The sequence below is a fragment of the Burkholderia sp. Bp8994 genome (genome assembly GCF_003853805.1).
GTDB lineage: Bacteria > Pseudomonadota > Gammaproteobacteria > Burkholderiales > Burkholderiaceae > Burkholderia.
On the sequence record NZ_QTQH01000019.1, the window covers coordinates 121,129 to 133,362 of the forward strand.

The window sequence follows — 12,234 nt, forward strand, 5'->3', positions numbered from 1 at the left end:
GACCTCAGTCGGTGTCGCCGAGCGACGCGAGCAGTTCGGCCTGGTGTTCGGTGACGAGCGCGCCGATCAGTTCGTCGAGATCGCCGTCCATCAGCGCCTCGAGCCGGTACAGCGTGAGGTTGATCCGGTGATCGGTCATCCGGCCCTGCGGGAAGTTGTACGTGCGGATCCGCTCCGAGCGGTCGCCCGAGCCGATCAGGCTCTTGCGCGTCGCCGCTTCCTTCGCGTGCTGCTCGTGATACTGCTTGTCCTTGATGCGCGCGGCGAGCACCTTCAGCGCACGATCCTTGTTCTTGTGCTGCGAGCGGTCGTCCTGGCACTCGACGACGATCCCGGTCGGGATGTGCGTGACGCGCACCGCCGAATCGGTCTTGTTGATGTGCTGGCCGCCCGCACCCGACGCGCGGAACGTGTCGATCCGCAGGTCGGCCGGATTGATCTCGACCTCGCCGATTTCGTCGGCTTCCGGCATCACCGCGACCGTGCAGGCGGACGTGTGGATGCGCCCCTGCGTCTCGGTCGCCGGCACGCGCTGCACGCGATGGCCGCCCGATTCGAACTTCAGCCGCGAGTAGGCACCCTGGCCGGCGATCCGCACGATCACTTCCTTGTAGCCGCCGAGATCCGACGGGCTCTCCGACATCATCTCGACCTGCCAGCGCTGGCGTTCCGCGAAGCGCAGGTACATGCGCAGCAGGTCGCCCGCGAACAGCGCCGACTCGTCGCCGCCGGTGCCCGCGCGGATTTCGAGGAAGATGTTGCGGTCGTCGTTGGGGTCCTTCGGCAGCAGCATCTTCTGCAACTCGCCTTCGAGGCGAACCATGCGTTCCCGCGCGCTGCGAATCTCGTCTTCGGCGAAATCGCGCATCGATGCATCGGCGACCAGCTCCTGCGCGGCCGTCTCGTCGCTGCGCGACTGGCGCCACAGCGCGTACTGCTCGACGACCGGGCCGAGTTCCGCGTGTTCGCGCGTCAGCTTGCGGTACTGGTCGAGGTCGGCCGTGACGTTTTCGCGGCTCAGCAGGTCGTTCAGTTCGGCCAGCCGGATAGACAGCTGGTCGAGCTTGCGTTGCATGCTCGTCTTCATGGTGTGGAGCGACGCTCCCGGACAAAAGGGGTATTCGAAAAGGATAGGCCGGCGCGCGGCCGGCGGCAGGGGCAACCGGCCGGCGCTAGTGGCCGGACTGGTCGTTCGAGCGCGGCGCGTGCTGGTAGAAGCCGCGCATCAGGTCGATCAGCGAATCGCGGTCGGTGCCGTTCACGCGGTTGAGCGCGCTCGTCGGGCCGTGGATCAGCTTGTTGGTGAGCGCCTGCGACAGCGCTTCGAGGACGGCGGCCGGATCGTCGCCGCGCGCGAGCAGCTTCTGCGCTTTCTCGACTTCCGCGCGGCGCAGCGCGTCGGCCTGCGTATGCATGTGACGGATCACCGGCACGACGCTGCGCGTGTCGAGCCACTGCATGAAGTTCTGCACGCGGGTTTCGATGATCGTCTCGGCTTGTGCAACCGCGGCCTGGCGTGATGCGTTGCCTTCGCGCACGATCGCACCGAGATCGTCGACGGTGTAGAGGAACACGTCCTTCAGCTTGCCGACTTCCGGCTCGATGTCGCGCGGCACCGCGAGGTCGACCATGAAGATCGGCCGGTGGCGGCGCGCCTTCACCGCACGTTCGACCGCGCCGAGGCCGATGATCGGCAGCGTCGACGCGGTGCACGACACGATGATGTCGAATTCGTGCATGCGGGCCGGCAGGTCCGACAACGGCATCGCGCGGCCGTTGAAACGTTCGGCGAGCCGCTGGCCGCGTTCGGCCGTGCGGTTCGCGACGACGAGCTCGCGCGGGCTCTGCGCGGCGAAGTGCGTCGCGCACAGCTCGATCATCTCGCCGGCGCCGATGAACAGCACGCGCTGATCCGACACTTTTTCGAAGATGCGCTGCGCGAGGCGGACCGCGGCGGCGGCCATCGACACCGACTGCGCGCCGATCTCGGTCGTGCCGCGCACTTCCTTCGCGACGGCGAACGTGCGCTGGAACAGCTGGTTCAGATAGGTGCCGAGCGCGCCGGCTTCCGTCGCGGTGCGCACCGCATCCTTCATCTGGCCCAGGATCTGCGTTTCGCCGAGCACCATCGAATCGAGACCCGACGCGACGCGGAATGCGTGCCGGACCGCTTCCGATTGCGGCAGCGCATAGACGTGCGGGGCGAGTTCGTCGACCGGAATCTGGTGGTACTCCGACAGCCAGCGAATCGCACCCTCGCGGGCGGCCCGATCGTCGGTCGCGCAATAGAGTTCGGTGCGGTTGCAGGTGGAGAGGATTGCCGCTTCGGGCGCATTCGGCGCCTGGGGGCCGAGGAACACGTTCTTGAACGTGACGAGAGCCGGCTTGATTTGCTCGAGCGGAAACGCCACGCGTTCGCGCAGGGCGACAGGCGCAGTGTGGTGGTTGATTCCGATCGTGAGGAGTTGCATATCGAGGGCTATCGTTTAGCCCCATATTATAGCGTTTCAGCGATTTCCTCACTTGCGGCATACCGGGCATCGGCGTGGCGCGGCCTCGAATTTGGGGGCTCGATCGGCACGCGGTCGAGCTGGTAGCCGTAGCCGTAGAGCGGCAGAAGCCGGTAGCCGTGCTCCGGAAGCAGCCGCAGCTTGCTGCGCAGCCGGGACGCATGGGTGTCGAGCGTGCGCGACTTCATGTCGCGGCGGCGGCCCCACACCGTTTCGAGGATATGGGCGCGCGACACGGGCCGCGACAGGTTCGCGAACAGCAGCTGTGCGAAGCGGAACTCCTTCGGCGTGAGCGCGACGATCGCATCGCCGAAGCGCACGAGGCTGTGGGTCGCATCGAACGCGTATTCTCCATACATTTCGCGCGAGCGATTCGGCGGCCGCCGGACACCTGCGCGCCGGCTCAGCGCGTTGACGCGTGCGAGCAGCTCGGGGCCGCTCACCGGGCGCACGAGGCAGTCGTCGGCCCCAGCGTGCAGGCACGACACGACTTCGCTTTCGCGCGGCAGCTGCATCACGGCGATGGCCGGCAGCCCGGGCAGGATCGCCTGCGCCCGCGGAATGACTTCCTCGGCTGGCTGGTCGCCGGCCCAGTTGCCGATGATCAGCATGTCGCAGGTATCGGTGGCGAGCCACTCGAAGAATGCCGCGCTGGACGGAAACGCGTGGCACACATGGCCGCCGGCGAACAGCAGGCGGTTCAGGAGCGCAGCATGATGCGCCTCCGGATCGATGAGAGCGATTCGCATGAGGATTTCTTCAATACGCCTGCGGGTGCGCGCTTGCCATAACGTCGGGTCGGCCCCTACACTCGAATGTTCGCGGCGCCCGGCTGGTCTCGGGTTCGATGGATGAATCGATGCTAGCCGCTGGCAACGTTCACGCCTATGGGACGAATCTGAATTTATAGAAGGCGTCGAATGAACTGGTTTGGAATCCTTGTCCTGGGAGCGGCCGTCGGGCTGTTCGGCCGGTGGCTGCATCCGATGCGGCGCACGGGCCGGCCGGCATGGTGGATCGTGGTGCTGGTCGGCATCGCAGGCGCCGCCGCCGCGCGCATGGCCGGCAATCTCTCTGGACTGTTTTACGACGGCGAAACGCTCGAATGGCCGGTCTGCACCGGTGTCGCGTTCCTCGCCGTAGCCGTGACGGTCGCCGTGTCGGCCCGTCGCTGAACGCTCTCAGGTGAAATCATGAATGCCCGTCTCCCCGAAGTCTCGTCGGTGCCGGCCCGCCTCGCGCTGCTGCGCGGCGCGATGGTCCGCGAGGACCTGGCCGCCTATCTCGTGCCGTCCGCCGATCCTCACCTGTCCGAGTACCTGCCCGAGCGCTGGCAGGCGCGACGCTGGCTGTCCGGTTTCACGGGCTCGGTCGGCACGCTGGTCGTGACCGCGGATTTCGCGGGCTTGTGGGTCGACAGCCGCTACTGGGTGCAGGCCGAGGCCGAACTCGCCGGCACGGGCGTCCAGCTGATGAAGATGACGGGCGGGCAGCAGAGCGCGCCGCACGTCGACTGGCTCGCGCAGAACGTGCCGGCCGGGACGACGGTCGGCGTCGACGGCGCCGTGCTCGGCGTCGCGGCGGCACGCGCGCTGACGGCCGCGCTGAGCGCGCGCGGCATCGCGCTGCGCACCGATCTCGACCTGCTCGACGCGATCTGGCCGGAGCGCCCGGGGCTGCCGGGAGACGCGGTGTTCGAGCACGTGGCGCCGCAGGCCGACACGACGCGCGCGAGCAAGCTCGCCGAAGTGCGCCGCGCGATGCACGCGCAGGGCGCGCAATGGCATTTCGTGTCGACGCTCGACGATCTCGCGTGGCTGTTCAACCTGCGCGGCGCCGACGTCAACTTCAACCCCGTGTTCGTCGCGCACGCGATGATCGGGGCCGATCGCGCGACGCTGTTCGTCGCCGACGGCAAGGTGTCGCCGGCGCTGGCCGCGTCGCTCGCGCAGGACGGCGTCGAGGTCCGCGCGTACGACGCCGCGCGCGCGGCGCTCGCGGCGCTGCCCGACGGCGCGACGCTGCTGATCGATCCGCGCCGCGTGACGTTCGGCACGCTCGAGGCCGTGCCGGCCGGCGTGAAGCTGATCGAGGCCGTGAACCCGTCGACGTTCGCGAAGTCGCGCAAGACGTCCGCCGAGATCGAGCACGTGCGCGTGACGATGGAGCACGACGGCGCCGCGCTCGCCGAGTTCTTCGCGTGGTTCGAGCAGGCGGTGAACCGCGAGACGATCACCGAGCTGACGATCGACGAGCAACTCACGGCCGCGCGCGCACGGCGCCCTGGCTACGTGTCACCGAGCTTCGCGACGATCGCCGGCTTCAACGCGAACGGTGCGATGCCGCACTATCGCGCGACGCCCGAGTCGCACGCGACGATCGCCGGCGACGGCCTGCTGCTCGTCGATTCGGGCGGCCAGTACACGACCGGCACCACCGACATCACGCGCGTCGTGCCGGTCGGCACGGTCAGCGACCTGCAGCGCCGCGATTTCACGATCGTGCTGAAGTCGATGATGGCGCTGTCGCGCGCACGCTTCCCGCGCGGCATCCGCTCGCCGATGCTCGACGCGATCGCGCGCGCGCCGATGTGGGCGGCCGGGCTCGACTACGGCCACGGCACCGGTCACGGCGTCGGCTACTTCCTGAACGTGCACGAGGGCCCGCAGGTCATCTCGCACTACGCGCCGGCCGAGCCATACACGGCGATGGAAGAGGGGATGATCACGTCGATCGAGCCGGGCGTGTACCGGCCCGGCAAATGGGGCATCCGGATCGAAAACCTGGTCGTGAATCGCGCGGGCGGGCAGACCGAATTCGGCGATTTCCTCGCGTTCGAGACGCTGACGCTGTGCCCGATCGACACGCGCTGCGTGCTGATCGAGATGCTGCATGAAGAAGAACGCGCGTGGCTGAACGCGTATCACGCGACCGTGCGCGAGCGCGTCGGCCGGCACGTGAGCGGCGACGCGAAGGCGTGGCTCGACGCGCGCACGCAGCCGATCTGACGCGACGCGCAATACACGACAGATACTGGCCGCGCGACGGCCGGACCACGACGGAGAGGGCAATCGATGGCAGACACCGCAGTGATCGTGATCGACATGCAACGGGGGCTGGTGCAGCGGGCGCGGCCCGCGTACCGGCTCGACGACGTCGTGTCGGGCATCAACCGGCTGACGGCGGCGGCACGTGCGGCAAACGCGCCCGTGTGCTTCGTGCAGCACGACGGCGATGCGGACGACGACATCGTGCCCGGCACGCCCGGCTGGGAACTGCATGAGGAACTGATCGTCGGTCGCACCGACTGGCGCATCCGCAAGCAGGTGAGCGATTCGTTCCACGACACGCCGCTCGCCGCGCAGCTCGACGGCCACGGCATTCGTTCGGTGCTGATCTGCGGTTATGCGACCGAGTTCTGCGTCGATTCGGCCGCGCGCCGCGCGGCACTGCTCGGCTATCGGACGACCGTCGTGTCCGACCTGCACACGACGAACGAGCGCGCGCACCTGTCGGCCGCGCAGATCGTCGCGCATCATCACTTCGTGTGGGAAAACAATACGCTGTCGGGCAATGCGGTGACGCCGCGTCCGCTCGCCGACGTGCTTGCCACGGAGTTCGCATGACGATCAAGGCGGTGGTGTTCGATTTCGGCGGCGTGCTGATCGACTGGAGCCCCGAGTACCTGTACCGGCAACTGATTCCAGACGAAGCCGAGCGCCGCTGGTTCCTCACGCACGTGTGCGCGATGGACTGGGTGATCCGGCAGGACGGCGGGCAGACGATCGACGACGGCACGAGCGAGCTGGTCGCGAAGTTTCCGGCGCACGAGACGCTGATCCGCGCGTTCTACGCGCGCTGGCACGAGATGATCGGCGGCGTGCTCGACGAAGGCGCCGCGCTCGTCGACCGGCTCGATGCGCAGGGGATGCCGCTCTTCGGGCTGACCAACTGGTCCGCGCAGACCTTTCCGTATGCGTGGGACAACTTCCCGGTGCTGCGGCGTTTCAAGGACATCGTCGTGTCGGGCCGCGTGAAGCTCGTGAAACCCGATCCGGCGATCTACCGCGAGATGCATGCGCGGATCGATCCGCACCTGCCGGGCATTGCGCCGCATGAGCTCGTGTTCATCGACGACAACGCGAAGAATGCCGCGGCCGCGACGGCACTCGGCTGGCATGGCATTCATCACACGAGCGCGGCCGCGACCGAGACGCGTTTGCGCGAACTGGGCGCGCTCGCGTAGGCGTCGCGCCGGACCGCCGGATGAAAAAAGCGGGCCATGAGCCCGCTTTTTCGTTCTGCCGATCTGGAAGCGGCCGCATTCGGCACCCGGCGTCGTGTCGCCGCGTCGCCGGATGCACGGGCCGCGCCACTTAGCGGCTGATCGGCTTGTAGCGCAGGCGCTTCGGCTTCGCGGCTTCCTCGCCGAGGCGCGCACGCTTGTCGGCTTCGTATTCCTGGTAGTTGCCGTCGAAGAACGTGACCTGCGAATCGCCTTCGAACGCGAGGATGTGCGTCGCGATCCGGTCGAGGAACCAGCGATCGTGCGAGATCACCATCACCGAGCCGGCGAATTCGAGCAGCGCGTCTTCCAGCGCGCGCAGCGTTTCGACGTCGAGGTCGTTCGACGGTTCGTCGAGCAGCAGCACGTTGCCGCCGGAGATCAGCGTCTTCGCGAGGTGCAGGCGGCCGCGTTCGCCGCCCGACAGGTTGCCGACGATCTTCTGCTGGTCGCCGCCCTTGAAGTTGAAGCGGCCGATGTACGCCCGCGACGGCGTTTCGTACTTGCCGACCGTCAGCACGTCGGCGCCGCCCGAGATTTCCTCGAACACCGTCTTCGAGCCGTCGAGCGCATCGCGGCTCTGGTCGACGTACGCGAGCTTCACGGTCGGGCCCATCACGACTTCGCCCGAATCCGGCTGTTCCTTGCCGGTCAGCATCTTGAACAGCGTCGACTTGCCGGCGCCGTTCGGGCCGATGATGCCGACGATCGCGCCGGCCGGAATCTTGAAGTTCAGGTTGTCGATCAGCAGGCGGTCGCCGAACGACTTGCTGACGTTCTTGAACTCGATCACTTCATTGCCGAGGCGGTCGCCGACCGGAATGAAGATTTCCTGCGTTTCGTTGCGCTTCTGGTATTCCTGGCTGTTCAGCTCCTCGAAGCGCGCGATACGCGCCTTCGACTTCGCCTGGCGGCCCTTCGGGTTCTGGCGCACCCACTCCAGTTCCTTCTTGATCGCCTTCTGGCGCGCCGATTCCGACGCTTCTTCCTGCTTCAGGCGCTCTTCCTTCTGGTCGAGCCAGCTGCTGTAGTTGCCCTTCCACGGAATGCCGTGGCCGCGGTCGAGTTCGAGAATCCACTCGGCCGCGTTGTCGAGGAAATAGCGATCGTGCGTGACGGCGACGACGGTGCCCGGGAAGCGCACCAGGAACTGCTCGAGCCAGTCGACCGATTCCGCGTCGAGGTGGTTGGTCGGTTCGTCGAGCAGCAGCATGTCCGGCTTCTCGAGCAGCAGCTTGCACAGCGCGACGCGGCGTTTTTCACCGCCCGACAGGTGCTCGATCTTCGCGTCCCACGCCGGCAGGCGCAGCGCGTCGGCGGCCACTTCGAGCTGCTGCTCGGGGCTGCCGCCGTCGCTCGACGCGAGGATCGCTTCGTATTTCGCCTGCTCGGCCGCGAGCGCGTCGAAGTCGGCGTCCGGTTCCGCATAGGCCGCGTAGATTTCCTCGAGCTTCTTGTTCGCCTGGAACAGGTCGCCGAGGCCTTCCTCGACGGCTTCGCGCACCGTCTTCGTCGGATCGAGCTGCGGTTCCTGCGGCAGGTAGCCGATGTTCAGGTTCGGCATCGGCGTCGCTTCGCCTTCGATGTCCTTGTCGACGCCCGCCATGATGCGGATCAGCGTCGACTTGCCCGAGCCGTTCAGGCCGAGCACGCCGATCTTCGCGCCGGGAAAGAACGACAGCGAGATGTCCTTCAGGATCTGGCGCTTGGGCGGCACGATCTTGCCGACCCGGTTCATCGTGAAAACGTATTGGGCCATTTGGGTGTGAAACTCAGAAAGGGTTGAGACTGCCGCGCAGCGCATCGGCGTGCGTGGCGTCGGGTGATTCGGTACGGAGCGTGCCGCGCGGGGCGCGGCGGTGTCGCCGCGGGTTGGCGGCGCGAGCGCGTATTGTACTTCGGCGCCGGCTGCCGCTGGCACCGCGCTGGCCATTCGGCCGACCCGCGTTCACAGCCATCCGGCGACGCCGCCGTGCCCGGAGCAGGTGCCGCGCCGATGGCGGCTGAAGCTGTACGTGCCGTCGCGGCAGCGCGCGCTCGCGCCCTCGGGCACGCGGCCCGATTTCGAATGCGCCGGTGCATGGACGGTGTCGCCGTCGCGATTGCGGTACGTGTCGTGCCGGTCGAGGTCGGCTTCGCTGCCGTAGCCGGGCGACGCGCGATAGGCGTGCGCCGCGGGCGGCAGGGCGGCGCACGCGACGAACAGCGCGGCCGACAGGGTTGCGATGCGTGTCGCGCGGCGGAGCAGGGCGGGCATGGTCTCTCTGCGGATGTCGTTGTCCGTTGCCGGTGGCTGGCGGGCCGACGGCCCGGGCCGCATGTTAGCCGATCGGCTCGAGATCGTTGCCGCCGCCCCGCGCTGCAGCGACGCTACGCCGTGCCCGTCATCGATGCCGCGCCGTCGGCCTGGGCTGCCTCGAGAATCCACCGACGGAACGCGGCGACTTTCGCGCGCTCCGCATGATGCGGCGGATAGACGAGGTAGTACGCGAAGTCGTCGAGCCACGCGACGTCGGCAAGCTGCACGAGCCGGCCGCTCGCGAGCTCGCCGCGCACCATCGCCGCCGGCAGCAGGCCGGCGCCCTGGCCGGCGAGGATCGCCTGCAGCAACAGACTGGAATCGTCGAACGCGGGGCCGCGCGGCGGGCCGAAATCGGCGATTCGCTGCGCGTCGAACCAGATGTGCCAGCCCTTGCGTTCGGCGTCGTGCAGATGCGGCCATCCGGCCAGGTCGGCGGGCGTGGCCGGCATGCCCAGCCGCGCGACGAGTTCCGGCGCCGCAAGCGCGACGATCTCCACGGTCAGCAGCCGTTCGCTGCACAGCCCGATGTAGCGGCCGAGACCGTGGCGGATCGCGACGTCGACGCCGTCGCGCGAGAAATCGGCGAGCGCATGGCTCGCGACGATCTGCAGGTCGACGTCCGGGCATGCGTCGCGGAACTGCGCGAGGCGCGGCACGAGCCATGCGGATGCGAAAAACGGCGTGACGCTCACCGTCAGCACGCCGCTGTCGGCGGCGCCCGACACGCGCTGCGACGCGTCGGCGATTTGCCGGAACGCGTTGCGCACGGGCGGCAGATAGTCGCGGCCCGCGGCGGTCAGCAGGATGCCGCGGTTCACGCGCTCGAACAGTTGCACGCCGAGATGGGTCTCGAGCGTGCGGATCAGCTGGCTCACCGCGCCGGGCGTGACCGACAGCTCTTCCGCTGCCGATTTCACCGACAGGTGGCGGGCCGCTGCCTCGAACGCGCGCAACGCGTTGAGCGGTGGCAGACGGGAACGGTTCATTGAGTTTTTCTAAAGCGAAAGGCCGACGAAATATCGTTTGAGGCAAGGCATGCGCGCGAGTACCGTTGTCGCATCGGATCGGATTCGTCACGGCTGCTTCGCGGCGGTCGATGCGATCAACATAGTTCAACTATATCCATGAGGCAATCCGGACGCCGCGCGGCGTCCGGCGGAACCTGAGAGGACCATCGTCATGAGCGGCCCGCGCGCGTCGCGCGTCTTCTACGGCTGGTATGTGGTGGCGGCCGCGTTCGCCGTCACGTTCGTCGGCTTCGGCAGTGCGTACACGTTCAGCGCGTTCGTCGAAGCGCTGCAGCGGGATTTCGCCGCATCGCGCGGGCAGATCTCGCTCGTGTTCTCGCTGGCCGGCTTCCTGTATTTCGGCTTCGGCATCGTCAGCGGCCCGCTTGCCGATCGTTTCGGCTCACGGCGGCTCGCCGTCACCGGCATGTTGCTGACGGCGGCGGGTCTCGCGGCGGCCGGCGCCGCGCATACGCTGCTGCAGGTCTATGTCGCGTACGGGCTCGGTGTCGGCCTCGGCGTCGGCTGCGCGTATGTGCCGGCCGTCGGCGCCGTGCAGCGCTGGTTCGTGCGGCGGCGCGGCTTCGCGTCGGGGCTCGCGGTCGCGGGGATCGGCGTCGGCACGCTCGTGATGCCGCCGCTCGCCGCCGCGCTGATCGCGCACGTCGGCTGGCGCGGCGCCTATTTCACGCTTGCGGCGCTCGCCGTCGCGATCGGCGCCGGGATGTCGCTGCTGATCGAGAACGACCCGCGCGGGCGCGGGCTGTTGCCGGACGGGGAGGCCGTGCATCCGGCCGCCGGCGGAGGCTTGCCGGAAGCGGGCGGGCACACGGCAGGGGCCCCGGACTCCGTGAACGCTGCTGATCGCGCGCGGGCTGCCGCAGCGGCGCCCACCGGCGCGACGCTGCGCGAGGCCGTCACGTCGCGACCGTTCGCGAGCCTCTACGCGGCGTGCCTCGTGTGCTCGTTCGGCGTCTTCGTGCCGTTCGTGCACCTCGTGCCGTATGCGCTCGATCATGGCGTCGCATCGTCGACGGCCGTGCTGCTGCTCGGCGCGATCGGCGTCGGCAGCACGGCTGGGCGCTTCTTTCTCGGTGGCCTCGCCGACCGCTTCGGCCGCCGCGCATCGCTGCTCGCGATGTTCGCGGGCATGGCCGTCGCGCTCGTCGCGTGGGCCGGCGCCGGCAGCGTCGCGACGCTGGCCACGTTCGCACTCGTGTTCGGCGTGTTCTACGGCGGCTGGGTCGCCGTCCTGCCCGCCGTCGTGATGGACTACTTCGGCGGCCGCAACGTGAGCGCGATCATCGGCGTGCTGTACACGAGCATCGCGTTCGGCACGCTGATCGGGCCGGCTGCGGCCGGTTTCATCTACGACGCGGGTGGCGGTTATCTCGTGCCGATCCTGGCCAGCGCGGCCGCCAATGCGATCGCGTTCGCGATCGTCGCCACCACCGGCCGCGCGCAGATGGCCGTGCGCGCGGCCGGCCGCTAGACGCGCGTCGCCCGCTGCGAGGCACGGCGCCTTCCAGCTAGGCGCGATCTACGATTTCCGCTACGGTGGCCGGATCTCGATCATCGACGGCTGGAGGCGCATCGTGACATTCGACGAAGTGCGGCAGATCGCGCTCGCATGGCGCGGCGTCGAGGAGGGGGCGTCGTACGGCACGCCCGCACTCAAGGTGAAGGGCAAGATGCTCGCTCGCCTGCGCGAGGACGGCGATACGCTCGTCGTGAAGGGCGTCGGCCCCGACGAGCGCGCGTGGCTGATCGAAGCGGAACCCGACGTGTATTACCTGACCGACCACTATGCGGGCTGGCCGATCGTGCTGGTGCGCCTGTCGGCCGCGCATCCCGACGCCGTGAGAAACCTGCTTCTGCGCGAATGGCGCGCGATCGTGCCGGCCAAATGGCGCGACGCAGGGCCGGACGACGCCAACTGAGCCGCGCCGGCGCCGCACGCGATCCGCTTCGACGGAACGTGTTCACCATGATGCCGAGCGGGCACGCGCCGTCATCACTTGCCCGATCCGGTTGCCCGCAGGCGGACGCCGAACCGGATCATGCGTTGCATCGGTTCGCATCGATGCAACAAGTGGATCCATCGAAATTCTTCAATTGGTTCTTAGTGAA

General features: G+C 68.3%; 12 protein-coding genes. 6 read left to right on the forward strand and 6 right to left on the reverse strand.

Translation table 11 applies throughout. The features are described 5' to 3' along the window. Positions 1–4: 4 nt before the first annotated feature. From prfA to DIE04_RS21570, 3 genes are all read right to left on the reverse strand, one after another. Positions 5–1,087: a peptide chain release factor 1 gene (gene prfA / locus DIE04_RS21560; protein WP_044845899.1), complete on the reverse strand. Its 1,083-nt coding sequence runs from the start codon at positions 1,085–1,087 to the stop codon at positions 5–7. An 85-nt stretch (positions 1,088–1,172) separates the two neighbouring features. Further along, complete coding sequence (gene hemA / locus DIE04_RS21565) at positions 1,173–2,471, reverse strand: glutamyl-tRNA reductase (RefSeq protein WP_044845898.1); 1,299 nt, start codon at positions 2,469–2,471, stop codon at positions 1,173–1,175. Between the two features lie 26 nt (positions 2,472–2,497). Continuing rightward, the gene (locus DIE04_RS21570) at positions 2,498–3,259 is read right to left on the reverse strand and encodes a response regulator transcription factor (protein ID WP_124487893.1); all 762 of its coding nucleotides are present in this window, start codon (positions 3,257–3,259) and stop codon (positions 2,498–2,500) included. A gap of 171 nt (positions 3,260–3,430) precedes the next feature. Here DIE04_RS21570 and DIE04_RS21575 point away from each other — a divergent pair, with 171 nt between their 5' ends. The 4 genes from DIE04_RS21575 (at position 3,431) to DIE04_RS21590 (ending at position 6,756) form a co-directional block, all read left to right on the forward strand. Further along, positions 3,431–3,685 carry a hypothetical protein gene (locus DIE04_RS21575; RefSeq protein WP_044845896.1) on the forward strand — a complete coding sequence of 85 codons (255 nt, stop codon included), beginning with the start codon at positions 3,431–3,433 and terminating at the stop codon, positions 3,683–3,685. 18 nt (positions 3,686–3,703) lie between these two features. Further along, positions 3,704–5,518 (forward strand): aminopeptidase P family protein, encoded by a 1,815-nt coding sequence (locus tag DIE04_RS21580; RefSeq protein WP_124522191.1) that lies wholly within the window; start codon positions 3,704–3,706, stop codon positions 5,516–5,518. Positions 5,519–5,584: 66 nt separating this feature from the next. After that, the gene (locus tag DIE04_RS21585) at positions 5,585–6,136 is read left to right on the forward strand and encodes a cysteine hydrolase family protein (RefSeq protein ID WP_124522189.1); all 552 of its coding nucleotides are present in this window, start codon (positions 5,585–5,587) and stop codon (positions 6,134–6,136) included. Next, on the forward strand, positions 6,133–6,756 hold the full coding sequence (locus DIE04_RS21590) for an HAD family hydrolase (protein WP_124522187.1): 624 nt from the start codon (positions 6,133–6,135) through the stop codon (positions 6,754–6,756). The genes DIE04_RS21585 and DIE04_RS21590 overlap by 4 nt, the downstream gene beginning before the upstream one ends. A 130-nt stretch (positions 6,757–6,886) precedes the next feature. Here DIE04_RS21590 and ettA read toward each other — a convergent pair whose 3' ends face one another. The 3 genes from ettA to gcvA all read right to left on the reverse strand — a co-directional run bounded on the left by ettA (position 6,887) and on the right by gcvA (position 10,083). Next, entirely contained in the window at positions 6,887–8,554 is a 1,668-nt protein-coding gene (gene ettA / locus DIE04_RS21595) for an energy-dependent translational throttle protein EttA (protein WP_044845892.1), read from the reverse strand. A 189-nt stretch (positions 8,555–8,743) separates the two neighbouring features. Further along, positions 8,744–9,052 carry a DUF3761 domain-containing protein gene (locus tag DIE04_RS21600; RefSeq protein ID WP_124487898.1) on the reverse strand — a complete coding sequence of 103 codons (309 nt, stop codon included), beginning with the start codon at positions 9,050–9,052 and terminating at the stop codon, positions 8,744–8,746. Between the two features lie 113 nt (positions 9,053–9,165). Further along, a complete protein-coding gene (gcvA, locus tag DIE04_RS21605) occupies positions 9,166–10,083 on the reverse strand; it encodes a transcriptional regulator GcvA (protein WP_124522185.1) in 918 nt (305 codons plus the stop codon). Between the two features lie 193 nt (positions 10,084–10,276). On the opposite strand from gcvA, the gene DIE04_RS21610 reads away from it, so the two are divergent. Further along, positions 10,277–11,596 (forward strand): MFS transporter, encoded by a 1,320-nt coding sequence (locus tag DIE04_RS21610; RefSeq protein WP_124522183.1) that lies wholly within the window; start codon positions 10,277–10,279, stop codon positions 11,594–11,596. Between the two features lie 103 nt (positions 11,597–11,699). Then, positions 11,700–12,044, forward strand: coding sequence for an MmcQ/YjbR family DNA-binding protein (locus DIE04_RS21615; RefSeq protein ID WP_124522181.1), 345 nt, complete (start codon positions 11,700–11,702; stop codon positions 12,042–12,044). Positions 12,045–12,234 lie beyond the last annotated feature (190 nt).